General features: G+C 53.8%; 19 protein-coding genes, 1 tRNA gene and 3 rRNA genes. 10 read left to right on the top strand and 13 right to left on the bottom strand.

Annotated elements, in window-relative coordinates; genetic code table 11:
* Positions 1–3: 3 nt before the first annotated feature.
* Entirely contained in the window at positions 4–579 is a 576-nt protein-coding gene (gene rpoE / locus FOY93_RS16740; protein ID WP_006176728.1) for an RNA polymerase sigma factor RpoE, read from the bottom strand.
* A complete protein-coding gene (gene rseD / locus FOY93_RS24085; RefSeq protein WP_223605340.1) occupies positions 576–659 on the bottom strand; it encodes a rpoE leader peptide RseD in 84 nt (27 codons plus the stop codon). Before rseD ends, rpoE begins: the two co-directional genes overlap by 4 nt.
* 343 nt (positions 660–1,002) lie before the next feature.
* Here rseD and nadB point away from each other — a divergent pair, with 343 nt between their 5' ends.
* Positions 1,003–2,622, top strand: a complete 1,620-nt coding sequence (gene nadB, locus FOY93_RS16750) for an L-aspartate oxidase (RefSeq protein WP_143345407.1) — start codon at positions 1,003–1,005, stop codon at positions 2,620–2,622.
* On the opposite strand, the gene trmN is transcribed toward nadB, so the two are convergent.
* Positions 2,607–3,344 (bottom strand): tRNA(1)(Val) (adenine(37)-N(6))-methyltransferase TrmN, encoded by a 738-nt coding sequence (gene trmN, locus FOY93_RS16755; RefSeq protein ID WP_115876025.1) that lies wholly within the window; start codon positions 3,342–3,344, stop codon positions 2,607–2,609. The genes nadB and trmN overlap by 16 nt on opposite strands.
* A 132-nt stretch (positions 3,345–3,476) precedes the next feature.
* On the opposite strand from trmN, the gene srmB reads away from it, so the two are divergent.
* Complete coding sequence (gene srmB / locus FOY93_RS16760) at positions 3,477–4,805, top strand: ATP-dependent RNA helicase SrmB (protein ID WP_023344704.1); 1,329 nt, start codon at positions 3,477–3,479, stop codon at positions 4,803–4,805.
* A 51-nt stretch (positions 4,806–4,856) separates the two neighbouring features.
* On the opposite strand, the gene grcA is transcribed toward srmB, so the two are convergent.
* The gene (gene grcA, locus FOY93_RS16765) at positions 4,857–5,240 is read right to left on the bottom strand and encodes an autonomous glycyl radical cofactor GrcA (RefSeq protein ID WP_047652709.1); all 384 of its coding nucleotides are present in this window, start codon (positions 5,238–5,240) and stop codon (positions 4,857–4,859) included.
* A gap of 314 nt (positions 5,241–5,554) precedes the next feature.
* On the opposite strand from grcA, the gene ung reads away from it, so the two are divergent.
* Positions 5,555–6,244, top strand: coding sequence for a uracil-DNA glycosylase (ung, locus tag FOY93_RS16770; protein WP_133294945.1), 690 nt, complete (start codon positions 5,555–5,557; stop codon positions 6,242–6,244).
* Between the two features lie 40 nt (positions 6,245–6,284).
* On the opposite strand, the gene FOY93_RS16775 is transcribed toward ung, so the two are convergent.
* A complete protein-coding gene (locus FOY93_RS16775; protein WP_133294946.1) occupies positions 6,285–7,418 on the bottom strand; it encodes a tRNA/rRNA methyltransferase in 1,134 nt (377 codons plus the stop codon).
* Positions 7,419–7,622: 204 nt separating this feature from the next.
* Here FOY93_RS16775 and trxC point away from each other — a divergent pair, with 204 nt between their 5' ends.
* The 5 genes from trxC (at position 7,623) to FOY93_RS16800 (ending at position 13,344) form a co-directional block, all read left to right on the top strand.
* Complete coding sequence (gene trxC / locus FOY93_RS16780) at positions 7,623–8,042, top strand: thioredoxin TrxC (protein WP_111965120.1); 420 nt, start codon at positions 7,623–7,625, stop codon at positions 8,040–8,042.
* Between the two features lie 69 nt (positions 8,043–8,111).
* On the top strand, positions 8,112–8,810 hold the full coding sequence (tapT, locus tag FOY93_RS16785; RefSeq protein ID WP_127731990.1) for a tRNA-uridine aminocarboxypropyltransferase: 699 nt from the start codon (positions 8,112–8,114) through the stop codon (positions 8,808–8,810).
* A 35-nt stretch (positions 8,811–8,845) separates the two neighbouring features.
* The gene (locus FOY93_RS16790) at positions 8,846–11,509 is read left to right on the top strand and encodes a bifunctional acetate--CoA ligase family protein/GNAT family N-acetyltransferase (RefSeq protein ID WP_133294947.1); all 2,664 of its coding nucleotides are present in this window, start codon (positions 8,846–8,848) and stop codon (positions 11,507–11,509) included.
* A 110-nt stretch (positions 11,510–11,619) separates the two neighbouring features.
* Positions 11,620–12,975 (top strand): CDP-diacylglycerol--serine O-phosphatidyltransferase, encoded by a 1,356-nt coding sequence (gene pssA, locus FOY93_RS16795; protein WP_143345735.1) that lies wholly within the window; start codon positions 11,620–11,622, stop codon positions 12,973–12,975.
* A gap of 45 nt (positions 12,976–13,020) precedes the next feature.
* Positions 13,021–13,344, top strand: a complete 324-nt coding sequence (locus FOY93_RS16800; protein WP_133294948.1) for a YfiM family lipoprotein — start codon at positions 13,021–13,023, stop codon at positions 13,342–13,344.
* Here FOY93_RS16800 and FOY93_RS16805 read toward each other — a convergent pair.
* The 8 genes from FOY93_RS16805 to rluD form a co-directional block, all read right to left on the bottom strand.
* A complete protein-coding gene (locus FOY93_RS16805) occupies positions 13,341–14,636 on the bottom strand; it encodes an MFS transporter (RefSeq protein ID WP_115876030.1) in 1,296 nt (431 codons plus the stop codon). The two genes, FOY93_RS16800 and FOY93_RS16805, sit on opposite strands and share 4 nt — an antisense overlap.
* 209 nt (positions 14,637–14,845) lie before the next feature.
* Positions 14,846–14,961 (bottom strand): 5S ribosomal RNA (gene rrf, locus FOY93_RS16810).
* A gap of 71 nt (positions 14,962–15,032) precedes the next feature.
* Positions 15,033–17,936 (bottom strand): 23S ribosomal RNA (locus FOY93_RS16815).
* A gap of 183 nt (positions 17,937–18,119) precedes the next feature.
* Positions 18,120–18,195 (bottom strand) — tRNA-Glu (locus FOY93_RS16820).
* Positions 18,196–18,279: 84 nt separating this feature from the next.
* A 16S ribosomal RNA gene (locus FOY93_RS16825) occupies positions 18,280–19,821 on the bottom strand.
* Together the 16S, 23S and 5S rRNA genes with 1 tRNA gene alongside form the textbook arrangement of a ribosomal RNA operon.
* Before the next feature lie 427 nt (positions 19,822–20,248).
* On the bottom strand, positions 20,249–22,822 hold the full coding sequence (clpB, locus tag FOY93_RS16830; protein ID WP_045909253.1) for an ATP-dependent chaperone ClpB: 2,574 nt from the start codon (positions 22,820–22,822) through the stop codon (positions 20,249–20,251).
* A 129-nt stretch (positions 22,823–22,951) separates the two neighbouring features.
* Positions 22,952–23,683, bottom strand: coding sequence for a purine nucleoside phosphorylase YfiH (yfiH, locus tag FOY93_RS16835; RefSeq protein ID WP_133294950.1), 732 nt, complete (start codon positions 23,681–23,683; stop codon positions 22,952–22,954).
* Entirely contained in the window at positions 23,680–24,660 is a 981-nt protein-coding gene (rluD, locus tag FOY93_RS16840; RefSeq protein WP_111964900.1) for a 23S rRNA pseudouridine(1911/1915/1917) synthase RluD, read from the bottom strand. Before rluD ends, yfiH begins: the two co-directional genes overlap by 4 nt.
* A 131-nt stretch (positions 24,661–24,791) precedes the next feature.
* On the opposite strand from rluD, the gene bamD reads away from it, so the two are divergent.
* Together bamD and raiA are read left to right on the top strand one after the other, a co-directional pair.
* On the top strand, positions 24,792–25,529 hold the full coding sequence (bamD, locus tag FOY93_RS16845) for an outer membrane protein assembly factor BamD (protein ID WP_023308867.1): 738 nt from the start codon (positions 24,792–24,794) through the stop codon (positions 25,527–25,529).
* A gap of 268 nt (positions 25,530–25,797) precedes the next feature.
* Positions 25,798–26,139: a ribosome-associated translation inhibitor RaiA gene (raiA, locus tag FOY93_RS16850; protein ID WP_003863162.1), complete on the top strand. Its 342-nt coding sequence runs from the start codon at positions 25,798–25,800 to the stop codon at positions 26,137–26,139.
* The last annotated feature ends 16 nt before the right edge of the window (positions 26,140–26,155 follow it).

A 26,155-nucleotide genomic window follows, 5' to 3' on the forward strand; every position in this document is an offset into this window, starting at 1 on the left:
TCGTCAACGCCTGATAAGCGGTTGAACTTTATTATCAATAGCTTCTCGCGCACGGAAAATTCGTGAACGTACCGTGCCGACCGGACAATCCATGATAGCGGCTATCTCTTCATAGCTCAGACCATCAAGCTCCCGTAACGTAATTGCCATGCGTAAATCTTCCGGGAGCGACTCGATCGTGCGAAAAACGATTTGTCTCAGTTCTTCTGACAACATTAAGTTCTCAGGGTTCGAAATTTCTTTCAATGCGCCGCCACTTTCGAAGTTTTCGGCGTCGATTGCGTCCACATCACTAGAAGGCGGACGACGGCCCTGAGCGACCAGATAATTCTTAGCCGTATTGACCGCAATACGGTACAGCCAGGTATAAAAAGCACTATCTCCCCGGAAAGAATCCAGCGCGCGATAGGCCTTAATAAAAGACTCTTGCACCACATCAGGCACATCGCCTGACGGTACATAACGGGAAACCAGGCTCGCCACCTTATGCTGGTAGCGCACCACCAGTAGGTTAAAGGCTTTCTGATCTCCCTTCTGGACCCGTTCAACCAGGACCTGGTCCGTTAACTGCTCGCTCATCCGAGGTAATGTCTCCCCAAACCTAAATTCCACGCGTTATCGAAACGCCACTCTAAAAATACCGCACTTTGAGCAAGCACAAGTTAGAGTGTCTGATCTTCAATAAGTTCCGTAACGCCTTTGTTTTTGTTCATCGCGCCGCAGACTGTTCATTTTCTCTCATTATAAGTCTGTTCACGATACGCACCAGTTTCTGACAAGAAACATCTTTTTCCCGCCAGAAGAGTAACGCAACACAGGCTTTATTTCACCACAAAATCTGACGCTAACGATCTGCTTCGCAAAATAATTTCACTCATTTACCCTCCGTTTACCTCAACTTAAGCGTTTAGCCATTGCAACAGTCGCTAAAAAAATACGTGCGATATATCGCATTCGAGTGCTATTCTGACTCAACACTGTTTAGTAAATTAAACAACAATCATGAACACAACACCTGAACTCCATTGTGATGTACTGATCATCGGCAGCGGCGCTGCCGGTCTCTCTCTGGCGCTGCGCCTGGCTGAGCATCAAAACGTTATCGTTCTGAGTAAAGGGCCGATAAGCGAGGGTTCCACGTTTTATGCCCAGGGTGGCATTGCCGCGGTGTTTGATGAGACAGACAGCATTGCATCCCACGTTGAAGATACGCTGATTGCCGGGGCCGGGATCGTGGATGCACACGCCGCAGAGTTTGTCGCCAGCAATGCCCGTCATTGCGTGCAGTGGCTCATCGACCAGGGCGTCTTATTCGATACGCAGGTTCAACCCAATGGTGAAGAGAGCTACCACCTGACGCGCGAAGGCGGCCATAGCCACCGCCGCATCCTGCACGCAGCAGATGCCACCGGAAAAGAAGTGGAAACCACGCTGGTTGGTAAAGCGCTGAACCATCCTAATATTCGGGTTCTTGAGCGGAGTAATGCCGTTGACCTGATTATCTCTGACAAGATTGGCCTGCCCGGCACGCGTCGCGTGGTGGGCGCCTGGGTCTGGAACCGTAATAAAGAGAAGGTGGAAACCTGTCAGGCAAAGGCTGTAGTACTGGCTACGGGCGGGGCCTCCAAAGTGTATCAGTACACCACGAACCCGGACATTGCCTCCGGAGACGGTATCGCTATGGCCTGGCGCGCCGGCTGCCGGGTGGCGAATCTTGAGTTCAATCAGTTTCACCCAACCGCCCTGTTCCACCCTCAGGCGCGCAACTTCCTGTTGACGGAAGCCCTGCGCGGCGAAGGCGCCTATCTGAAACGCCCTGACGGCACCCGCTTTATGCCGGACTTTGACGCCCGTGGCGAACTGGCTCCCCGCGATATCGTTGCTCGCGCCATCGATCATGAAATGAAGCGTCTTGGCGTGGACTGCATGTATCTTGATATCAGCCATAAGCCAGCAGCGTTTATTCGCCAGCATTTTCCGATGATTTATGAAAAGCTGCTCAATCTTGGCATTGATTTAACGCGCGATCCGGTGCCGATTGTGCCAGCCGCCCACTATACCTGCGGTGGCGTAATGGTTGACGATCATGGGCGTACCGATGTGGACGGACTTTATGCTATCGGTGAGGTCAGCTATACCGGGCTTCACGGCGCGAACCGTATGGCTTCTAACTCGCTGCTTGAATGTCTGGTGTACGGCTGGTCTGCCGCAGAAGACATCACGAAGCGCATGCCCTACGCCCGTGAGACTGAGCACCTGCCAGCCTGGGATGAAAGCCGCGTGGATAACCCGGACGAGCTGGTCGTGATCCAGCATAACTGGCATGAGCTGCGGCTGTTTATGTGGGACTACGTCGGAATTGTGCGCACCACGAAACGTCTTGAACGCGCATTGCGCCGCATCACCATGCTGCAGCAGGAAATTGATGAGTATTATGCCAATTTCCGCGTATCGAATAATCTGCTGGAGCTGCGCAATCTGGTGCAGGTTGCCGAGCTGATTGTTCGCTGCGCGATGATGCGTAAAGAGAGCCGCGGGCTGCACTACACCCTGGACTACCCGAATCAGCTTGCTGAGTCCGGCCCGTCGATACTCGCCCCGCAGGTTTACATAAACAGATAAAACGCCTGGGTCAGGGCAGTGTAATCTTCGGAATAACGCTGGTCTGGCCCACGGATCACCATTCGATCGTTAAAGCATTCCCCCTCTTTCGGCGAGAGCGCCAGCAGCACGCGGTGTGGCAGTCGGCCTTCCGTATCCGAAATATCGGTACGCAGGCGTAACGTCCAGCCAATCTCCTGCGCGATACCAATGAACGTGTTGCCGGTACTCTCAGGCAGGACCACGCAGAAAAAACCTTCTTCGGAGATAAGCTCGGCCGCACTGGTGAGCAGGGCCTTGTGATCGAGGGAACCGGTATAACGCGCCTGCTCACGCTCGGGGGTACCGCACTCAACGCCGGGCTCGTAGTAAGGAGGGTTGCTGACAATCAGATCGTAACGCGCGGTTTGTTCAGGCGCCCAGGCGAGCACATCTGCGCATTCCACTTTCATGCGGGCAGCCCAGGGGGATTCGGCTACATTTTCATTCGCCTGCTCTGCCGCCCCCGCATCAAGCTCGACGGCATCGATGGTGACATGCTCTTCCGTGCGCTGCGCCAGCATTAACGCCACCAGCCCGCTGCCGGTACCGATATCAAGAATACGCTTAACACCTGCGACAGGCGCCCATGCACCCAGTAAAATACCGTCCGTACCGACCTTCATGGCACAGCGATCGTGAGCGACAAAAAATTGTTTAAACGTAAAACCATCGCGGCGCAGCTGCGCTTTGAGTTGAGACATGTCGGAGCAACCTTCTAAGTGAAACTGGAGTAGCATAGGGGAAAGCGAAGTGGCCGAAAAGCGATATCCATACAAACAGATGAAGATTACAGCCGTAACGTCTATAATCAGCGCCCCACACAGAGGTAGAACATGACTGTAACGACTTTTTCCGAACTTGAACTCGATGAAAGCCTGCTCAATGCACTTGAGAGCAAAGGCTTTACACGCCCGACCGCCATTCAGGCAGCGGCCATTCCGCCTGCGCTTGAGGGCCGCGATGTGCTCGGTTCTGCGCCAACCGGCACGGGGAAGACAGCAGCCTATTTGCTGCCTGTGTTGCAGCATCTGCTCGATTTTCCACGTAAAAAATCTGGCCCGCCGCGTATTTTAATCCTGACGCCGACGCGCGAACTGGCCATGCAGGTGGCCGATCACGCGCGTGAACTCGCGGCAAATACCCATCTGGATATCGCGACCATCACCGGCGGCGTTGCGTATATGAACCACGCAGAAGTGTTCAGCGAAAACCAGGACATCGTCGTTGCGACGACGGGCCGCCTGCTGCAGTACATTAAAGAAGAGAACTTCGACTGCCGCGCGGTTGAAACGCTGATCCTCGACGAAGCCGACCGCATGCTGGACATGGGCTTCGCACAGGATATCGAGCATATTGCGGGTGAAACGCGCTGGCGTAACCAGACGATGCTGTTCTCTGCCACCCTCGAAGGTGAAGCGATTAAAGACTTCGCAGAGCGTCTGCTGGAAGATCCGGTAGAAGTGTCGGCGACGCCGTCCACCCGTGAGCGTAAGAAGATCCACCAGTGGTACTACCGCGCGGACAACCTTGAGCACAAGGTTGAATTGCTGAAACACCTGCTGAAGCAGGAAGATGCGCTGCGCACAATCGTGTTTGTGCGTAAGCGCGAGCGCGTGCACGAGCTGGCAGAAATGCTGCGTAACGCCGGGATCAATAACTGCTATCTTGAAGGCGAGATGGCGCAGATCAAGCGTACCGAAGGCATTAAGCGCCTGACCGATGGCCGCGTTAACGTGCTGGTTGCCACAGACGTGGCCGCTCGCGGGATCGACATTCCGGACGTCAGCCACGTGATCAACTTCGATATGCCGCGCAGCGGCGATACCTATCTGCACCGTATTGGCCGTACCGGTCGCGCGGGCCGCAAAGGTATTGCTATCTCACTGGTTGAAGCGCATGACTACCTGCTGCTGCAGAAAATTGGCCGCTATGTTGACGAGCCGCTGAAAGCGCGCGTTATTGACGGCCTGCGCCCAACCACGCGTGCGCCGAGTGAAAAAATGACGGGTAAACCGTCCAAGAAAGCGCTCGCGAAACGTGCTGAGAGAAAAGAGAAAGAAAAAGAGAAACCGCGCGTGAAGCAGCGCCACCGCGACACCAAGAATATTGGTAAGCGACGTAAGCCAAGCTCTGCCGCACCAGAGACGAAAACTGAAGAGTAAAAAAAAGCCGGGGAAATCCCCGGCTTTTTTATTCCCCCCCTGCAGAAGCCGTTACAGGCTTTCAGTAAAGGTACGGGCGATGACGTCGCGCTGCTGTTCTGGAGTCAGTGAGTTAAAGCGTACCGCATAACCAGACACGCGAATGGTCAGTTGTGGATATTTTTCTGGGTGCTCAACCGCGTCCATCAGCGTTTCGCGACGCAGTACGTTTACGTTCAGGTGCTGGCCACCTTCCACGCGCACTTCCGGTTTCACTTCCATTGGAATTTCACGGTACTCGATTTCGCCCAGTTTGTTCACCGGCACGATTTCATCTTCAGCAAAACCCGCTTTCGCAACGACACAGCGCGCTTCGTTTTTCTCGCTGTCCAGCAGCCAGAAAGAGTTGAGCAGATCGTCATTTGCAGCTTTAGTAATCTGGATACCTGTAATCATGTGTTGCCTCCCTTAGGCTACATTAACTGATGTCGGCCTCTCGCGGCCAATTGGTAAAACCATTGTTTCTTGTGTGTATATATATCATTCACACCCCGGTGATTTATTGATTTAAATCAACAAAAACACCAACCACATAAAGAGTGTGGTTTGAATTTATTGTTTTAGATCAATTTCACGACCTTACCAATTCAATTTTACCTGCACATTTTCAACATAAATTTAGCCACTTAGCGCACATTTCAGCGTGTAATTTTGCTCACCGGGTTTAAACAGGTAAGCTAGTGACAGATTGAGATTCGCAGGAGAGCGAGATGACAACACCTTTAACCTGGCATGACGTGCTGGCAGAAGAAAAGCAGCAGCCTTATTTTATCAATACGCTCAGCACCGTTGCCGCTGAGCGTCAGTCAGGACAGACGATTTACCCGCCGCAGAAAGACGTGTTCAACGCCTTTCGCTACACCGAACTGAGCGATGTGAAAGTGGTCATTCTGGGCCAGGATCCTTATCACGGCCCGGGCCAGGCGCATGGGCTGGCATTTTCCGTACGTCCGGGCGTGGCGATCCCCCCTTCTCTGCTCAACATGTATAAAGAGCTTGAAGGAACCGTGCCCGGGTTTACCCGGCCAAACCACGGCTACCTGGAAAGCTGGGCGCGTCAGGGAGTGCTGTTACTGAATACGGTACTCACCGTACGGGCTGGCCAGGCGCACTCGCACGCCAGCCTGGGCTGGGAGACGTTCACCGATAAAGTCATCAGCCTGATCAACGAGCATCGTGAAGGGGTCGTGTTTTTACTCTGGGGATCGCATGCGCAGAAGAAAGGGGAGATTATTGACCGTCAGCGCCATCACGTGTTGAAAGCGCCGCACCCGTCACCGCTGTCTGCACATCGCGGTTTCTTTGGCAGTAATCATTTTGTTCTGGCGAACGAATGGCTGGAAAAACGTGGCGAAACGCCCATTGACTGGATGCCAGTGCTACCGGCTGAGAGCGAGTAGTAATTGAATGTGCCGGGTATGCCCCGGCACATGAAGAGGCTTATGCCTTATTCTGACGCCACCACTCGGCCAGCAGTACGCCGGTAGCAACGGATACGTTCAGACTTTCTACATTGCCTGTCCCATCAATAGAGACGCTCAAATCCGCACTGGAGAGCGCCGCGTCAGACAGACCATCACGTTCCTGACCTAATACCAGCACCATTTTACGCGGCAGCGTTGCTTTAAACAGCGGCGTACCGGCATGGCTCGAGGTGGTCACGATGGAATAGCCCGCTTTACGGAACTGCTCAAGAGCATCCAGCACGCTGTCGCCGGTGATCGGCTGCACGTGCTCGGCTCCGCCTTCCGCAGTACGGATCGCGGCACCGGATTCCAGCAGTGCAGCATCCTGCAACAGCACGCCTTTCACGCCAAAGTGCGCGCAACTGCGCATCATTGCGCCCAGGTTATGCGGGTTGCCCACATCTTCCAGCGCCAGCACGCAGTCATCGGCATCCGCCTGGCTGACCCACTGCTGCACGGTCGTGCCGTTACGTTTTTTGATCAGGAAGCAAACGCCGCCGTGGTGTTCAGTACCGGAGGCTTTGGTCAGCTCAGCATCATCAACCACGTGGTAAGCTTTACGGTTCGCGGCCATCCAGCGCAGGGCTTCTTTGAAGCGCGGGGTTACGCTCTGGATAAACCAGGCGCGGACGATACACTCAGGACGGCTCTGGAATAGCGCCTGGCAGGCGTTCTCACCATACACGCGGGTCTCTTCCGCACGCTGGCGGCGCAGCACTTCCGGGTCGATAAAGCTTTTACCGCTGATACCGCCGTGATCGGCTTTTTCCGGCGTCTCATCGCCAGGGGCGCGAGAAACGGTACGCCACGGGGAGGCGTTATCACGTGAGAAGTCTTCCCGCGGACGGTCATCGCGTGGACGGTCACTACGCGGGCGGTCGGAACGCGGACGTTCATCGCGTTTACGATCGTCACGTTTGCGGTCATCACCGCGGTTATTTCTGTCATCGCGGGCGGGGCGACGGCCACCGTCAGCACGAGAAGAAGACGCCGGACGCCCGCCACCTTTTCCGGTACGCGGATTTTGGGTGCGTTTATCAGAGTCATCATCACTGCGGACATACATCACTTTGACCTTGCCGCTTTTGTTTTTCATTTCGTCGTTCATGCTTTTCTCCACCAGCGCTGCGCGAAGCGCGCAGATTACCCGATGTGCCAGCGCATAGCCATAATTTCGTACAAAAGCCTGTGACTATTGTTCTCATTGAATAAAACGCATTGTTGTTTCAAACAGGCTCATTGATAATATGTAACATATTAGAAACATTATCGGCGTTCCGCCGCTGTCCCACGGCTCTATCAGAGGTTAGTTATGAATACCGTATGTGCCAACTGTCAGGCTCTTAACCGCATTCCGGACGATCGGATGGAAGATGGTGCGAAATGCGGACGTTGCGGCCATGAATTGTTTGATGGCGACGTCATTAACGCAACGGGTGCTACGCTGGACAAACTCCTCAAGGACGATCTTCCTGTCGTGGTCGATTTCTGGGCGCCATGGTGCGGCCCTTGCCGTAGCTTCGCGCCAATCTTCGAAGATGTGGCCGAAGAGCGAAACGGAAAAATGCGGTTCGTTAAGGTCAACACTGAAGCTGAGCCCGAACTAAGCGCCCGTTTTCGCATCCGCAGCATCCCGACCATTATGATTTTTAAAAATGGTGAGGTGATCGATATGCTCAACGGTGCAGTTCCAAAAGCACCTTTTGAAAGCTGGTTAAACGAGTCGCTGTAACATTCACGGGGCACATCTTGTGCCCCGCTGCCGCCTCTGCGAAAATAGGGTTTTTCCTGCATTTCGCCCATGACTGATAACGCTGTTCTTCAACTACGCGCCGAACGCCTTGCGCGCGCCACTCGACCGTTCCTTGCCCGAGGCAACCGTATTCGCCGCTGCCAGCGCTGCCTGCTGCCGCTGAAGGTTTGCCTGTGCGAGACGCTGGCCCCGAGTTCGGCACAGAGCCGTTTTTGTCTGGTCATGTTCGATACCGAGCCGATGAAACCCAGCAATACGGGACGCCTTATCGCCGATATTCTCCCGGATACCGCGGCGTTTCAGTGGTCCCGCACGGAGCCCCCTCAGGCCCTGCTCGACTTAGTGGCTAGCCCGGACTATCAGCCGATGGTCGTTTTCCCTGCGTCATATGCAGGTATCGATCGCCAGGTGCTTTCGACGCCGCCATCCGGTAAACCGCCGCTATTTATTATGCTGGACGGCACCTGGACCGAAGCGCGAAAAATGTTTCGCAAAAGCCCGTATCTCGACGCACTTCCGGTGATTTCTGTCGATCTTTCCCGCGTCTCCGCCTACCGCCTGCGAGAGGCGCATGCTGACGGGCAATACTGCACCGCCGAAGTGGCGATTGCGCTTCTGGACCTGGCGGGTGATACCGCTGCGGCTGGCGCCCTGGGCAACCATTTCTCCTGTTTCCGGGAACGCTATCTGGCGGGAAAAACCGTTCATAAGGGCAGCGTCACAGCAGCCGAGACGGAAAGCGTTTAAAATCATCAGGTCGCTTGCATTCACAGGAGGCCTGCATGAGCCAGCGAGGGTTAGAAGCGCTACTTCGTCCTAAATCCATTGCCGTCATCGGCGCATCAATGAAACCGGATCGTGCTGGCTATCTGATGATGCGCAACCTGCTGGCCGGGGGATTTAATGGTCCCGTCATGCCCGTCACGCCGGCGTATAAGGCGGTTCAGGGAGTGCTTGCATGGCCTGATGTACAGAGCCTGCCTTTCGTACCGGATCTGGCCGTACTGTGTACAAACGCGAAACGGAATCCGGAGCTGCTGGAATCGCTCGGCAAGAAAGGCTGTAAAACCTGCATTATTCTCTCGTCTCCGCCTGAACAGAAAGCCGAGCTTCTGGCCTGTGCCAGCCGCTATCAAATGCGCATTCTTGGGCCAAACAGTCTCGGCCTGCTCGCCCCCTGGCAGGGCTTAAATGCCAGCTTCTCTCCGGTTCCGATCCGCAAAGGCAAGCTCGCGTTTATCTCGCAGTCGGCTGCAGTATCGAACACTATCCTCGACTGGGCGCAGCAGCGTGAAATGGGATTCTCCTACTTCATTGCCCTGGGCGACAGCCTGGATATCGACGTTGATGAGCTACTGGATTTTCTGGCACGTGACGGCAAAACCAGTGCAATCCTGCTTTATCTTGAGCACCTCAGCGACGCGCGTCGTTTTGTCTCGGCTTCGCGAAGCGCTTCGCGCAATAAGCCGATCCTGGTGATCAAAAGCGGACGCAGCCCTGCGGCACAGCGTCTGCTACATTCTCATTCCGGCATGGATCCCGCCTGGGACGCCGCCATTCAGCGCGCGGGGTTGCTGCGGGTGCAGGATACGCACGAGCTTTTTTCCGCCGTTGAGACGTTAAGCCATATGCGCCCGTTGCGCGGCGAGAAGCTAATGATCGTCAGTAACGGTGCCGCCCCTGCCGCGCTCGCTCTGGATGAGCTATGGCGGCGCTTCGGCAAGCTGGCAACGCTAAGTGAAGAGACGCTGCAGCGCCTGAAAGAAGCGCTTCCGACCAGCGTGACGCCCGGCAATCCGCTTGATTTGCGCGATGACGCCAGCAGCGACCGCTATATCAGGGCGATCTTCATTTTGCTGGATAGCCAGGATTTCGATGCGCTGATGATTATCCACTCACCCAGCGCGGTCGCGCCGGGCAGTGAAAGCGCGCGCGCGCTCATTGACGCCGTGCGCAACCATCCGCGAGGCAAATATGTCACCCTGCTGACCAACTGGTGCGGGGAGTTTTCTTCTCAGGAGGCGCGGCGCTTGTTCAGCGAGGCCGGGCTGCCAACCTACCGCACGCCGGAAGGCACCATCACCGCGTTTATGCATATGGTGGAATATCGCCGTAACCAGAAACAGCTGCGCGAGACGCCGGCGTTGCCCGGGAATTTGACGGCCAATACCGTTGACGTTCACAGGCTGTTGCAGCAGGCCATTGAAGAAGGCGCAACGTCGCTGGATACACATGAGGTCCAGCCGATTCTGGGCAGCTACGGGATGCAAACCCTGCCGACCTGGATCGCCAGCGACAGCGCTGAGGCCGTGCATATTGCCGAGCAGATTGGCTATCCGGTTGCCCTGAAGCTGCGTTCCCCGGATATTCCGCATAAGTCGGATGTGCAGGGGGTCATGTTGTACCTGCGCACGGCAACGGAGGTGCAGCAGGCAGCTGATGCCATTTTCGATCGGGTCAAAATGGCCTGGCCGCAGGCGAGGATCCACGGATTGCTGGTGCAAAGTATGGCCAACCGCGCTGGTGCTCAGGAATTACGGGTGGTGGTTGAACACGATCCCGTCTTCGGTCCGCTCATCATGCTGGGAGAAGGCGGCGTTGAGTGGCGCCCGGAAGAGCAGGCCGTGGTGGCGTTGCCGCCTCTTAACATGAATCTGGCGCGTTATCTGATCATTCAGGCGATTAAAAGTAAAAAGATCCGCGGCCGGAGCGCGCTGCGTCCGCTCGATATTGCCGGGCTAAGTCAGTTCCTGGTGCAGGTCTCTAACCTGATTGTGGATTGTGCCGAGATCCAGCGGCTGGACATTCATCCGCTGCTCGCCTCCGGCAATGAGTTTACGGCGCTGGACGTGACTCTGGATATCGCACCATTTGAAGGAGACAGAGAGAGTCGCCTGGCAATCCGCCCGTATCCCCTGCAGCTGGAGGAGTGGGTTGAGATGAAAAATGGTGAACGCGCCTTGTTCCGCCCTATTCTGCCGGAAGATGAGCCCCAGCTGCGAGCCTTTATCTCTCAGGTCACGAAAGAGGATCTTTATTATCGCTATTTTAGCGAAATCAACGAATTTACCCACGATGATTTAGCCAATATGACCCAGATCGACTACGATCGAGAAATGGCGTTTGTTGCAGTTCGTCGCGCCGATAAGGGTGATGAGATCCTCGGCGTTACGCGTGCGATTTCTGACCCGGATAACGTCGATGCGGAGTTTGCGGTGCTGGTGCGCTCCGATCTTAAAGGCCTGGGTCTGGGAAGACGGTTGCTGGAAAAACTCATCAGTTATACGCGAGATCACGGATTGTTACGCCTTAATGGCATTACTATGCCTAACAATCGCGGTATGGTGACCCTGGCGCGAAAACTTGGGTTTGACGTTGATATTCAGCTTGACGAAGGTATTGTTGCCTTGTCCCTTAGTCTGACATCAGCCAGCAAACGCGAGTAAGCTACTGGAAATGTTACCCACTTTGGACGGGACTGGTGGTATCATTGTCCGCTTATGTTGTTTGCATAGTACAGACAACCCTTCAATGAACAGAGAAGATACGCACTGTGATGTTGTCAAAATTTAAGCGTAATAAACATCAACAACACCTTGCTCAACTACCGAAGATTTCTCAGTCAGTTGATGATGTAGAGTTCTTTTACGCTCCCGCTCATTTTCGGGAGACGCTTCTGGAAAAGATTGCCAGCGCCACACGACGCATTTGCATTGTGGCACTGTATCTTGAAAAGGATGAAGGCGGGCGCGCGATCCTGAACGCGCTCTATGATGCCAAACGTCAGCGCCCGGAACTTGATGTTCGCGTGCTGGTAGACTGGCATCGAGCTCAGCGTGGCCGTATTGGCGCTGCCGCGTCAAACACCAATGCTGACTGGTATTGCCGTACGGCGCAGGAAAATCCTGGCGTCGATGTGCCTGTTTATGGCGTCCCGGTTAATACCCGTGAAGCGCTCGGCGTCCTTCATTTCAAGGGATTCATCATTGATGACAGCGTGCTGTACAGCGGCGCCAGCCTCAATGATGTCTACCTTCATCAACTCGATAAATATCGCTACGACCGCTACCATCTGATCCGTAATCCGCAGATGGCCGATATCATGTTTAACTGGGTTGATAAAAATCTGGTCCACGGCCGTGGCGTTAACCGCCTTGACGATCCCGAGCGTCCTAAAAGCCCGGAAATCAAAAACGATGTTCGCGCCTTCCGCCAGGAGCTGCGTGATGCGGTCTATCATTTCCAGGGCGATGCGAACAACGAAGAGCTATCCGTTACCCCGCTGGTAGGACTCGGCAAATCAAGCCAGCTGAACAAAACGATCTTCCATCTGATGCCGTGTGCGGAGCAGAAACTCACCATCTGTACGCCGTACTTTAACCTTCCTGCCGTGCTGGTGCGTAATATCATTCAGCTGCTGCGCGATGGTAAAAAAGTAGAAATTATCGTTGGTGATAAAACGGCAAACGACTTCTTCATTCCTGAAGATCAGCCGTTCAAAATCATCGGTGCGCTGCCTTATCTCTATGAGATTAACCTGCGTCGTTTCCTGAGCCGCTTACAGTATTACGTCAACACTGACCAGCTGGTTGTGCGTCTCTGGAAAGATGAAGACAATAGTTACCATCTGAAAGGCATGTGGGTCGACGATGAGTGGATGTTGCTGACCGGTAACAACCTGAACCCGCGCGCATGGCGACTGGATCTGGAAAACGCTATCCTGATTCATGACCCGCAGCATGAGTTAGCCGCCCAACGTGAACGCGAGCTGGAGCTGATTCGCACCCATACGACCGTGGTGAATCACTACCGCGAACTGCAGAGCATTGCCGATTATCCGGTAAAAGTTCGCAAGCTTATTCGCCGCTTACGTCGTATCCGTATCGACCGACTTATCAGCCGTATTCTGTAATATCCAGGCCCTGTCACCCGCAGGGCTTTTTTATGGAGCCCGTTGATGCGTATTCCTCTGTTACTGAGCATCCTTTTCCTGAGTGGCTGTAGCCATATGGCCAACGATAGCTGGTCCGGACAGGATAAAGCACAGCATTTCCTCGCTTCCGCGATGTTGTCCGCAGCCGGTAATGAATATGCCCAGCATCAGGGATACAGCCGGGACCGTAGCGCGGCGATCGGGCTGATGTTCTCAGTAGGTCTTGGGGCATCAAAAGAACTGTGGGATAGCCGCCCCGCAGGGAGCGGCTGGAGCTGGAAAGATTTCGCCTGGGATGTTGCCGGCGCAACGACCGGCTACGCCGTGTGGCAAATGGCGCGCTATTAAAGTCGGATACCTTTCCCTTTGCGATGCAGCATCAGGGAAACAATAAAAGCCAGAGCCCCCATACCCGTTACGTACCAGAAGAATGTCGTTTCGCTTCCCCATGACTTAAGCGACAACGCAACGTACTCCGCCGATCCGCCAAACACCGCGTTGGCTACCGCATAAGAAAGCCCTACTCCTAACGCACGAACCTGCGCCGGGAACATCTCGGCTTTCAGTATCCCGCTGATTGAGGTATAGAAACTGACAATCACCATCGCCACCATCACCAGCGCAAAGGCGGCATACGGTGAAGAGACATGCTGAAGCGCAGTCAGAATAGGAACGGTACATAATGCCGACAGCCCGCCAAAAATCAGCATCGACGTACGTCGACCAATTTTATCCGAGAGCGCACCGACGATCGGCTGTATGAGCATAAAGACAAACAGCGCCACGGTCATGACCACGCTGGCGACGTTGGCGTGCATACCGGTGGTGTTCACCAGGTACTTTTGCATATAGGTGGTGAACGTGTAGAAACTAAGAGAACCGCCCGCGGTGAAGCCCAGCACCATCAGGAAAGCTTTGCGGTTACGCCACAACCCTTTGAATGTTCCCGCCTCCTTCAGCATCCGGACCTCTTTCTGAGAGGTTTCATCTAGCTGACGGCGTAGCCAAAGTGCAACGACCGCCAGTACTGCGCCCATTGCGAAAGGGATCCGCCATCCCCAGGCATGAAGCTGTTCGTCCGTCAGAATTTGCTGCAGGATCACCACCACAAGAATGGCCAGCAGCTGACCGCCAATCAGCGTGACGTACTGGAATGACGCGTAAAAACCTTTACGACCTTCCAGTGCAATTTCACTCATGTAGGTTGCACTGGTACCGTATTCACCGCCCACCGATAATCCCTGGAATAAGCGGGCCAGCAAAAGTAGCGCCGGTGCCCAGGTACCAATCGATGCATATCCCGGTAAGCAGGCGATCACCAGCGAGCCAAAGCACATCATGCACACCGAGATCAGCATAGAGGCCTTACGCCCGCGACGATCCGCAATGCGGCCAAACAGCCAGCCCCCGATGGGTCGCATCAAGAATCCTGCGGCAAATACCCCTGCCGTTTGAAGCAGCTGCGTTGTGGTGTTGCCGGAGGGGAAGAAGATATGTGCGAAGTAGAGTGAACAGAATGAGTAGACGTAAAAGTCGAACCATTCAACCAGATTCCCTGAAGAGGCGCTGACGATTGCCCATACCCTTCTTCGGGTATCACTGTGACCCAGCGTCCCGTTTGATGTCATGCTTTCTGTCATTGTGATTATGCTCCTGCCATAAACTGCGGCGTATTGAGCCAGGAGACTCAATAACCTCGTAAATGAAATGTTATAATTTTGTTATAAATCACATTGAGACAGAGATCACACATTCCATTAGCAGGATAAGGGATTAAGAGAAAGGCCAGAGTGGGAAAACAAAAGCAAAAAACCCCGCACCTTTCGGTACGGGGTTCTTCTATTTTGATGCCTGGCAGTTCCCTACTCTCACATGGGGAGACCCCACACTACCATCGGCGCTACGGCGTTTCACTTCTGAGTTCGGCATGGGGTCAGGTGGGACCACCGCGCTAAAGCCGCCAGGCAAATTCTGTTAATCTGTATCAGGCTGAAATTGATTGTTCTGTCTCTTCGCCAAAACACCTTCGGCGTTGTAAGGTTAAGCCTCACGGTTCATTAGTATCGGTTAGCTCAACGCATCGCTGCGCTTACACACCCGACCTATCAACGTCGTCGTCTTCAACGTTCCTTCAGGAGACTTAAAGTCTCAGGGAGAACTCATCTCGGGGCAAGTTTCGTGCTTAGATGCTTTCAGCACTTATCTTTTCCGCATTTAGCTACCGGGCAGTGCCATTGGCATGACAACCCGAACACCAGTGATGCGTCCACTCCGGTCCTCTCGTACTAGGAGCAGCCCCCCTCAATTCTCCAGCGCCCACGGCAGATAGGGACCGAACTGTCTCACGACGTTCTAAACCCAGCTCGCGTACCACTTTAAATGGCGAACAGCCATACCCTTGGGACCTACTTCAGCCCCAGGATGTGATGAGCCGACATCGAGGTGCCAAACACCGCCGTCGATATGAACTCTTGGGCGGTATCAGCCTGTTATCCCCGGAGTACCTTTTATCCGTTGAGCGATGGCCCTTCCATTCAGAACCACCGGATCACTATGACCTGCTTTCGCACCTGCTCGAGCCGTCACTCTCGCAGTCAAGCTAGCTTATGCCATTGCACTAACCTCCTGATGTCCGACCAGGATTAGCTAACCTTCGTGCTCCTCCGTTACTCTTTGGGAGGAGACCGCCCCAGTCAAACTACCCACCAGACACTGTCCGCAACCCGGATCACGGGTCTACGTTAGAACACCAGCCATTAAAGGGTGGTATTTCAAGGACGGCTCCACGTAGACTGGCGTCCACGCTTCAAAGCCTCCCACCTATCCTACACATCAAGGACCAGTGTTCAGTGTCAAGCTATAGTAAAGGTTCACGGGGTCTTTCCGTCTTGCCGCGGGTACACTGCATCTTCACAGCGAGTTCAATTTCACTGAGTCTCGGGTGGAGACAGCCTGGCCATCATTACGCCATTCGTGCAGGTCGGAACTTACCCGACAAGGAATTTCGCTACCTTAGGACCGTTATAGTTACGGCCGCCGTTTACCGGGGCTTCGATCAAGAGCTTCGCGTTGCCGCTAACCCCATCAATTAACCTTCCGGCACCGGGCAGGCGTCACACCGTATACGTCCACTTTCGTGTTTGCACAGTGCTGTGTTTTTAATAAACAGTTGCAGCCAGCTGGTATCTTCGACTGATTTCAGCTCCACCCGCAGGGGCTTCACCTACATATCAGCGTGCCTTCTCCCGAAGTTACGGCACCATTTTGCCTAGTTCCTTCACCCGAGTTCTCTCAAGCGCCTTGGTATTCTCTACCTGACCACCTGTGTCGGTTTGGGGTACGATTTGATGTTACCTGATGCTTAGAGGCTTTTCCTGGAAGCAGGGCATTTGTTACTTCAGCACCGTAGTGCCTCGTCATCACACCTCAGCGTTAAAAGGTACCGGATTTACCTGGAACCTCCGCCTACATGCTTAAACCGGGACAACCGTCGCCCGGCTAACATAGCCTTCTCCGTCCCCCCTTCGCAGTAACACCAAGTACAGGAATATTAACCTGTTTCCCATCGACTACGCCTTTCGGCCTCGCCTTAGGGGTCGACTCACCCTGCCCCGATTAACGTTGGACAGGAACCCTTGGTCTTCCGGCGAGCGGGCTTTTCACCCGCTTTATCGTTACTTATGTCAGCATTCGCACTTCTGATACCTCCAGCATGCCTCACAGCACACCTTCAACGGCTTACAGAACGCTCCCCTACCCAACAACACATAGTGTCGCTGCCGCAGCTTCGGTGCATGGTTTAGCCCCGTTACATCTTCCGCGCAGGCCGACTCGACCAGTGAGCTATTACGCTTTCTTTAAATGATGGCTGCTTCTAAGCCAACATCCTGGCTGTCTGTGCCTTCCCACATCGTTTCCCACTTAACCATGACTTTGGGACCTTAGCTGGCGGTCTGGGTTGTTTCCCTCTTCACGACGGACGTTAGCACCCGCCGTGTGTCTCCCGTGATAACATTCTTCGGTATTCGTAGTTTGCATCGGGTTGGTAAGCCGGGATGGCCCCCTAGCCGAAACAGTGCTCTACCCCCGAAGATGAGTTCACGAGGCGCTACCTAAATAGCTTTCGGGGAGAACCAGCTATCTCCCGGTTTGATTGGCCTTTCACCCCCAGCCACAAGTCATCCGCTAATTTTTCAACATTAGTCGGTTCGGTCCTCCAGTTAGTGTTACCCAACCTTCAACCTGCCCATGGCTAGATCACCGGGTTTCGGGTCTATACCCTGCAACTTAACGCCCAGTTAAGACTCGGTTTCCCTTCGGCTCCCCTATACGGTTAACCTTGCTACAGAATATAAGTCGCTGACCCATTATACAAAAGGTACGCAGTCACACCACGAAGGTGCTCCCACTGCTTGTACGTACACGGTTTCAGGTTCTTTTTCACTCCCCTCGCCGGGGTTCTTTTCGCCTTTCCCTCACGGTACTGGTTCACTATCGGTCAGTCAGGAGTATTTAGCCTTGGAGGATGGTCCCCCCATATTCAGACAGGATACCACGTGTCCCGCCCTACTCTTCGAGTTCACAACCTGTGTGCTTTCGTGTACGGGACTGTCACCCTGTACCGTGCGACTTTCCAGACGCTTCCACTAACACACAAGCTGATTCAGACTCTGGGCTGCTCCCCGTTCGCTCGCCGCTACTGGGGGAATCTCGGTTGATTTCTTTTCCTCGGGGTACTTAGATGTTTCAGTTCCCCCGGTTCGCCTCGTTAACCTATGTATTCAGTTAACGATAGTGCAACGAATTGCACTGGGTTTCCCCATTCGGACATCGCCGGGTCAAAGGTTCATATCACCTCGCCGGCGCTTTTCGCAGATTAGCACGTCCTTCATCGCCTCTGACTGCCAGGGCATCCACCGTGTACGCTTAGTCGCTTAACCTCACAACCCGAAGATGTTTCACTTCTGATTGCGAAAATTTGAGAGACTCGAACACACCATTAAAGATGTGTCGTTTCAATTTTCAGCTTGATCCAGATTTTTAAAGAGCAAATATCTCAAACGTGACTCGTAAGTCAGTTTTGAGATATGACGGCAGGTGACTTTCACTCACGAACCAGCAAGTGGCGTCCCCTAGGGGATTCGAACCCCTGTTACCGCCGTGAAAGGGCGGTGTCCTGGGCCTCTAGACGAAGGGGACGTGTAGTCTCAATCGCAAGACGCCTTGCTATTTACTTTTCATCAGACAATCTGTGTGAGCACTACAAAGGCAGGTTCTTTAAGGTAAGGAGGTGATCCAACCGCAGGTTCCCCTACGGTTACCTTGTTACGACTTCACCCCAGTCATGAATCACAAAGTGGTAAGCGCCCTCCCGAAGGTTAAGCTACCTACTTCTTTTGCAACCCACTCCCATGGTGTGACGGGCGGTGTGTACAAGGCCCGGGAACGTATTCACCGTAGCATTCTGATCTACGATTACTAGCGATTCCGACTTCATGGAGTCGAGTTGCAGACTCCAATCCGGACTACGACGCACTTTATGAGGTCCGCTTGCTCTCGCGAGGTCGCTTCTCTTTGTATGCGCCATTGTAGCACGTGTGTAGCCCTACTCGTAAGGGCCATGATGACTTGACGTCATCCCCACCTTCCTCCAGTTTATCACTGGCAGTCTCCTTTGAGTTCCCGGCCTAACCGCTGGCAACAAAGGATAAGGGTTGCGCTCGTTGCGGGACTTAACCCAACATTTCACAACACGAGCTGACGACAGCCATGCAGCACCTGTCTCAGAGTTCCCGAAGGCACCAAAGCATCTCTGCTAAGTTCTCTGGATGTCAAGAGTAGGTAAGGTTCTTCGCGTTGCATCGAATTAAACCACATGCTCCACCGCTTGTGCGGGCCCCCGTCAATTCATTTGAGTTTTAACCTTGCGGCCGTACTCCCCAGGCGGTCGACTTAACGCGTTAGCTCCGGAAGCCACGCCTCAAGGGCACAACCTCCAAGTCGACATCGTTTACGGCGTGGACTACCAGGGTATCTAATCCTGTTTGCTCCCCACGCTTTCGCACCTGAGCGTCAGTCTTTGTCCAGGGGGCCGCCTTCGCCACCGGTATTCCTCCAGATCTCTACGCATTTCACCGCTACACCTGGAATTCTACCCCCCTCTACAAGACTCTAGCCTGCCAGTTTCGAATGCAGTTCCCAGGTTGAGCCCGGGGATTTCACATCCGACTTGACAGACCGCCTGCGTGCGCTTTACGCCCAGTAATTCCGATTAACGCTTGCACCCTCCGTATTACCGCGGCTGCTGGCACGGAGTTAGCCGGTGCTTCTTCTGCGGGTAACGTCAATCGCTGTGGTTATTAACCACAACGCCTTCCTCCCCGCTGAAAGTACTTTACAACCCGAAGGCCTTCTTCATACACGCGGCATGGCTGCATCAGGCTTGCGCCCATTGTGCAATATTCCCCACTGCTGCCTCCCGTAGGAGTCTGGACCGTGTCTCAGTTCCAGTGTGGCTGGTCATCCTCTCAGACCAGCTAGGGATCGTCGCCTAGGTGAGCCATTACCCCACCTACTAGCTAATCCCATCTGGGCACATCTGATGGCAAGAGGCCCGAAGGTCCCCCTCTTTGGTCTTGCGACGTTATGCGGTATTAGCTACCGTTTCCAGTAGTTATCCCCCTCCATCAGGCAGTTTCCCAGACATTACTCACCCGTCCGCCGCTCGCCGGCAAAGTAGCAAGCTACTTTCCGCTGCCGCTCGACTTGCATGTGTTAGGCCTGCCGCCAGCGTTCAATCTGAGCCATGATCAAACTCTTCAATTTAAGTTTGATGCTCGTGAATTAAACTTCGTAATGAATTACGTATGTTCACTCAGAGACTTGGTATTCATTTATTGTCCGAAGACATTAAGAATCCATGTCACTTTGAGTGCCCACACAGATTGTCTGATAAATTGTTAAAGAGCAGTGCCGCTTCGTTTTCGCTGCGGCGCGGGGTGTGCATATTACGCTTTCCCGCTTCAGAGTCAAGCGTTTATTTACGCTGTTCTCTGCTGACCAGGCGGCGTGTGTGCCGTTGTTCCGTGTCAGTGGAGGCGCATTATAGGGAGTAATTCTGAACCTGCAAGGATAAAGTGAAATTTATTTACTGACTGCTCACTTTCCAGGCAAAACCAACTCCAGACCTCAATTTTCGCCTGGTTTTTAAACAAAAACGAGCCGCAAGCGGCTCGTTTTTGCGTTTTGTGACTTACTGCACTGCCACAATGCGATCGTCGTTGGCTTCCAGACGGATAACTTTGCCAGGAACCAGCTCCCCGGAGAGGATCTGTTGCGCCAGCGGGTTTTCGATCTGCTGCTGGATAGCGCGTTTCAATGGACGCGCACCGTACACCGGATCGTAACCGTTCTTACTCAGCAGCTTCAGCGCATCGTCGGAGATGTGAATTTCATATCCACGTTCTTCCAGACGTTTGTACAGACGCTGCAGCTGGATCTGCGCAATCGACGCAATGTGTTTCTCACCCAGAGGATGGAATACCACCACTTCATCAATACGGTTGATGAACTCCGGACGGAAGTTATGGCTTACCACACCCAGCACCAGATCCTTCATGTGGCTGTAGTCCAGTTCACCGAAACGTTCCTGAATCAAATCGGAACCCAGATTCGAGGTCATAATGACAACCGTATTACGGAAGTCGACCGTTCTCCCCTGCCCGTCGGTCAGACGACCATCATCCAGCACCTGAAGCAGGATGTTGAACACATCCGGATGCGCTTTTTCCACCTCATCCAGCAGGATGACAGAATAAGGACGACGGCGCACCGCTTCCGTCAGGTACCCACCTTCTTCATAACCCACATATCCCGGAGGCGCCCCGACCAGACGCGAGACGGAGTGTTTCTCCATAAATTCGGACATGTCGATACGCACCATTGCATCGTCGCTGTCGAACATAAAGTTAGCCAGCGCTTTGCACAGCTCGGTTTTACCGACACCCGTCGGCCCCAGGAACAGGAACGAACCAATCGGGCGGTTTGGATCGGACAGCCCTGCACGGCTACGACGAATAGCGTTCGATACCGCCTCAACCGCTTCGTTTTGACCAATCACACGATTGTGGAGATCGTTCTCCATGCGCAGCAGTTTTTCACGCTCGCCTTCCAGCATGCGCGCCACGGGAATACCGGTCCAGCGCGCCAGGACTTCCGCGATCTCGGCATCCGTCACTTTATTACGCAACAGACGCATCGTTTTACCTTCTGACTGCGTCGCTATCTCAAGCTGTTTTTCCAGCTCAGGAATTTTGCCGTACTGCAGTTCAGACATCCGAGCCAGATCGCCCACGCGTCGCGCCTGCTCAATGGCAATTTTTGCCTGTTCGAGTTCAGCTTTAATGGTCTGCGTACCGGAAAGGGAGGCTTTCTCGGCTTTCCACTCTTCTTCCAGCTCAGAATACTGGCGCTCTTTATCGTCCAGCTCTTCATTGAGCATATCGAGGCGTTTCTTACTGGCTTCATCAGACTCTTTCTTCAGCGCCTGCTGTTCCAGCTTGAGCTGAATGATGCGTCGGTCGAGTCGGTCCAGCTCTTCCGGCTTCGAGTCAATCTGCATACGAATGCTCGACGCCGCTTCATCAATCAGGTCGATCGCTTTATCCGGCAGCTGACGGTCAGCAATATAACGATGCGAAAGCGTCGCCGCCGCAACGATGGCCGGGTCAGTGATCTGTACATGGTGGTGCAGTTCATAGCGCTCTTTCAGACCACGCAGGATCGCGATGGTATCTTCAACGCTTGGCTCGGCAACAAACACTTTCTGGAAACGACGTTCCAGCGCAGCATCTTTCTCAATATACTGACGGTACTCATCCAGCGTAGTGGCACCGACGCAGTGAAGTTCACCTCGCGCCAGCGCAGGTTTCAGCATGTTCCCGGCATCCATCGCGCCATCCGCTTTACCCGCGCCGACCATGGTGTGCAGTTCATCGATAAACAGAATGACGTTGCCTTCCTGCTTCGCCAGGTCGTTAAGCACGCCTTTAAGGCGCTCTTCGAACTCGCCGCGGTATTTCGCACCGGCCACCAGCGCGCCCATATCCAGCGCCAGTACGCGACGGCCTTTCAGGCCTTCCGGCACTTCACCGTTGACAATACGCTGCGCCAGCCCTTCAACAATCGCAGTTTTACCGACACCCGGTTCACCTATCAGCACCGGGTTGTTCTTGGTACGACGTTGCAGTACCTGAATGGTACGACGAATTTCTTCATCACGGCCGATCACCGGGTCAAGTTTGCCCTGTTCAGCACGCTCGGTCAGATCGACCGTAAATTTCTTCAAAGCCTGACGTTGGTCTTCGGCTCCCTGATCGTTCACGCTTTCACCTCCGCGCATGTTCTCAATCGCCTGAGTCACGTTGGCGGTGGTCGCACCGGCAGATTTCAGCAGGTCGGTCAAGGTACCGCGTGATTCAAGCGCCGCCAGAACAAACAGCTCTGACGAAATAAAGTTGTCCCCACGTTTTTGCGCCAGCTTGTCGCAAAGGTTCAGGACGCGAACCAGATCCTGCGACGGCTGAACGTCGCCGCCGGTCCCTTCGACCTGCGGTAAACGGCTCAGCGCCTGATCGATAGCGGTGCGTAACTGGCCAGCATTAATGCCAGCGGACGTTAATAAAGGACGTACCGATCCCCCTTCCTGATTCAGCAAGGCGCTCATTAAATGAAGAGGTTCGATAAATTGGTTGTCGTGCCCCAGTGCGAGGGACTGGGCATCGGCGAGAGCAAGCTGGAATTTATTAGTAAGACGATCCAGACGCATAACTCCTCCCATAACAGGTCAAATTTGCTACTGGAGATTAAATGAGGTCATCCCTCAATTATTCAAGGTTAATGACCTGAATTATGTGAAAAGAAAACGGCACGTGCCGGATCGTCTTGATTCTTTAGGTTATATCAGCCAAATGAAACTTGCCATACGGCCCGTCGTCTTGTCGCGGCGATAAGAGAAAAAATCATCCTTTTCGGTGAATGTACAGCGATCGCCGCCGAAGATCTGCGTTATGCCGACGCTGTTCAGCCGCTGACGAGCAAGCTGGTAAATATCGGCCAGATATTTATCTCCGGAAGGCAGGAAGGCGTCCGCCGCTTGCGGATCTTTAACCATAAAGGCTTCGCGAACCTCCGGCCCCACTTCAAAAGCGCGAGGACCAATGGCCGGGCCAAGCCAGGCCATAATATTGGCGGGCTCATCCTTAAAGCAGGCGACAGTTTCTTCCAGCACGCCTTCACACAGTCCACGCCAGCCCGCGTGTGCTGCAGCCACCTCGGTGCCTGAACGGTTACAAAAAAGTACCGGCAGACAATCCGCGGTCATTACAGCACAAACGGTTCCCGGAGTATTGCTGTAAGAGGCATCAGCACGTTTAGAAGCATAGGGTTCCCCCGTCAACTTCAGCACCGCCTTGCCATGAACCTGTTCCAGCCAGACCGGTTTTGAAGGCAGGTTCCCCGCAGCAAACAGACGCCTGCGGTTCTCTTCCACATGCTCCAGGTTATCGCCACAGTGTGCGCCGAGGTTCAAAGACTCCCACGCGCCCTGGCTAACACCGCCAGTGCGGGTTGAACTGCAGGCGGCCACGCCGGCAGGCAATGGCCACTCCGGGACAATCAGTTTGGTCATAACCAGTCCACTTGATCCTTATGTTCTTCGAAATCAACACGCATCGCGTCAATAAGGTCCACCATATCCTGCGGGATAGGCGCATGCCACTCCATCTGAATACCGGTGATCGGATGGTAAAGGCGCAGCATGGTCGCGTGCAGCGCCTGACGATCGAATTTACGCAATACGCTGATGAACTCATCCGACGCGCCCTTAGGCGGACGTGGACGACCACCGTAGACCTGATCCCCCACCAGCGGATGGGTGATGTGGGCCATATGCACACGAATCTGGTGAGTACGCCCTGTCTCCAGACGCAGACGCAGGCGCGTATGAATACGGAAATGCTCCATAATGCGATAGTGCGTCACCGCCGGTTTACCCATCGGATGCACCGACATATGGGTTCGCTTGGTCGGGTGACGGCTGATGGGCTCTTCTACCGTCCCGCCAGAGGTCATATGCCCAATGGCTACCGCCTCATACTCACGGGTGATTTCGCGCAGCTGCAGCGACTCCACCAGACGTGTCTGAGCAGGAACGGTCTTCGCCACCACCATCAGACCGGTAGTGTCTTTATCCAGACGGTGCACGATGCCCGCGCGCGGAACATCCGCGATCGGCGGATAGTAATGGAGAAGCGCGTTAAGTACCGTACCGTCAGGATTCCCCGCGCCCGGATGAACAACCAGGTCGCGCGGCTTGTTGATTACCAGAATGTCATCATCTTCATAGACGATGTCCAGTGGGATATCCTGCGGCTCGAAGCGGATTTCCTCTTCGATTTCAGCATTGATGGCGACAGCTTCCCCACCTAACACTTTCTCTTTTGGTTTGTCCCAGATTTTGCCGTTTACCATCACGCGCTGGTCAAGGATCCATTCTTTTATGCGTGAACGCGAATAATCAGGGAACAATTCGGCCAAAGCCTGATCTAAGCGTTGACCGAGCTGATTTTCGGAGACTGTTGCGGTGAGTTCTACTCGTTGTGCCATAAACTGCTTCTTCGTTTAACGTTGGGTTTTACGGCTTTGCCGTTTAATATAGTGTGCTATTGTAGCTGGTCTTAATCGGGAGCAGGAACAGAGTTTCTCCCGGACAAACATTTGAGGAAAGTCAAAACGTCATGACGCGCATGAAATATCTGGTGGCAGCGGCCACGTTGAGCCTGGCTTTGGTGGGCTGCTCCGGTTCAAATGAACAGGTCCCTGACAATCCGCCGAATGAAATCTATGCGACTGCACAACAAAAGTTGCAGGACGGTAACTGGAAACAGGCGATAACGCAACTGGAAGCGTTGGATAATCGCTATCCATTTGGTCCGTATTCGCAGCAGGTACAGTTAGATCTCATCTACGCATACTATAAAAATGCCGATCTGCCGCTGGCTCAGGCAACCATCGATCGTTTCATGCGTCTGAACCCGACTCATCCTAACATCGACTACGTGATGTACATGCGCGGCCTCACCAACATGGCGCTGGACGACAGTGCGCTGCAGGGCTTCTTCGGCGTGGATCGTTCCGACCGTGACCCGCAGCATGCGCGTGATGCCTTCAATGACTTCTCCAAGCTGGTGCGCGGCTATCCAAACAGCCAGTACGTGACTGACGCCACCAAACGTCTGGTGTTCCTGAAAGATCGTCTGGCGAAATATGAATACTCCGTGGCGGAATATTATACCCGCCGTGGCGCATGGGTTGCCGTGGTTAACCGCGTAGAAGGTATGCTGCGCGATTACCCGGATACTCAGGCAACGCGCGACGGCCTGAAGCTGATGGAAAATGCTTACCGTCAGATGCAGATGACCGCTCAGGCTGAAAAAGTGGCGAAAATCATCGCCGCGAACAGCAGCAACACCTGATTTTGCCTCAATGCAAAACGGCAGCCCGCAGGCTGCCGTTTTTTTATTCGTTTCTGAGCATTGCTGAAGCGCCTTAGCCTCAACACATCCTGTCAACTATGGCCCCAATTTATGCCTTCTACAAGGTAAATCTCACCTCTTCCTGCCCTGCCTCACAAAAAAGATTCCCTGACAAAAACCGACAAAATAACGTGATATAAATCACACATTTTGACATTGGGTCGGGTATGCTGGAATCACCAAGACGGAAAGACAAGAGGTAAAATTTATGACAATGAACATTACCAGTAAACAAATGGAAATTACTCCGGCAATTCGCCAGCACGTCGCAGACCGTCTCGCCAAACTGGATAAATGGCAAACTCATTTGATTAATCCACATATCATCCTGTCCAAGGAGCCGCAGGGTTTCATCGCTGACGCAACTATCAATACTCCAAACGGCCATCTGGTCGCCAGCGCAAAACACGAGGATATGTACACAGCTATTAACGATTTGATCAACAAGCTGGAACGGCAGCTCAATAAAGTGCAACACAAAGGTGAAGCCCGTCGCGCCGCAACGTCGGTGAAAGACGCCAGCTTCGCGGAAGAAGTTGAAGAAGAGTAATCCTTTAAATTGAGTG

Origin of the sequence: Enterobacter sp. 18A13, from assembly GCF_007035975.1 — a bacterium.
Lineage (GTDB): Bacteria > Pseudomonadota > Gammaproteobacteria > Enterobacterales > Enterobacteriaceae > Enterobacter > Enterobacter vonholyi.

What these genes read in the sequence shown, in the direction of transcription:
- rpoE (WP_006176728.1), bottom strand. Translation starts at nt 579, where the DNA reads ATGAGCGAGCAGTTAACGGACCAGGTCCTGGTTGAACGGGTCCAGAAG.
- nadB (WP_143345407.1), top strand. Translation starts at nt 1,003, where the DNA reads ATGAACACAACACCTGAACTCCATTGTGATGTACTGATCATCGGCAGC.
- trmN (WP_115876025.1), bottom strand. Translation starts at nt 3,344, where the DNA reads ATGTCTCAACTCAAAGCGCAGCTGCGCCGCGATGGTTTTACGTTTAAA.
- srmB (WP_023344704.1), top strand. Translation starts at nt 3,477, where the DNA reads ATGACTGTAACGACTTTTTCCGAACTTGAACTCGATGAAAGCCTGCTC.
- grcA (WP_047652709.1), bottom strand. Translation starts at nt 5,240, where the DNA reads ATGATTACAGGTATCCAGATTACTAAAGCTGCAAATGACGATCTGCTC.
- ung (WP_133294945.1), top strand. Translation starts at nt 5,555, where the DNA reads ATGACAACACCTTTAACCTGGCATGACGTGCTGGCAGAAGAAAAGCAG.
- FOY93_RS16775 (WP_133294946.1), bottom strand. Translation starts at nt 7,418, where the DNA reads ATGAACGACGAAATGAAAAACAAAAGCGGCAAGGTCAAAGTGATGTAT.
- trxC (WP_111965120.1), top strand. Translation starts at nt 7,623, where the DNA reads ATGAATACCGTATGTGCCAACTGTCAGGCTCTTAACCGCATTCCGGAC.
- tapT (WP_127731990.1), top strand. Translation starts at nt 8,112, where the DNA reads ATGACTGATAACGCTGTTCTTCAACTACGCGCCGAACGCCTTGCGCGC.
- FOY93_RS16790 (WP_133294947.1), top strand. Translation starts at nt 8,846, where the DNA reads ATGAGCCAGCGAGGGTTAGAAGCGCTACTTCGTCCTAAATCCATTGCC.
- pssA (WP_143345735.1), top strand. Translation starts at nt 11,620, where the DNA reads ATGTTGTCAAAATTTAAGCGTAATAAACATCAACAACACCTTGCTCAA.
- FOY93_RS16800 (WP_133294948.1), top strand. Translation starts at nt 13,021, where the DNA reads ATGCGTATTCCTCTGTTACTGAGCATCCTTTTCCTGAGTGGCTGTAGC.
- FOY93_RS16805 (WP_115876030.1), bottom strand. Translation starts at nt 14,636, where the DNA reads ATGACAGAAAGCATGACATCAAACGGGACGCTGGGTCACAGTGATACC.
- clpB (WP_045909253.1), bottom strand. Translation starts at nt 22,822, where the DNA reads ATGCGTCTGGATCGTCTTACTAATAAATTCCAGCTTGCTCTCGCCGAT.
- yfiH (WP_133294950.1), bottom strand. Translation starts at nt 23,683, where the DNA reads ATGACCAAACTGATTGTCCCGGAGTGGCCATTGCCTGCCGGCGTGGCC.
- rluD (WP_111964900.1), bottom strand. Translation starts at nt 24,660, where the DNA reads ATGGCACAACGAGTAGAACTCACCGCAACAGTCTCCGAAAATCAGCTC.
- bamD (WP_023308867.1), top strand. Translation starts at nt 24,792, where the DNA reads ATGACGCGCATGAAATATCTGGTGGCAGCGGCCACGTTGAGCCTGGCT.
- raiA (WP_003863162.1), top strand. Translation starts at nt 25,798, where the DNA reads ATGACAATGAACATTACCAGTAAACAAATGGAAATTACTCCGGCAATT.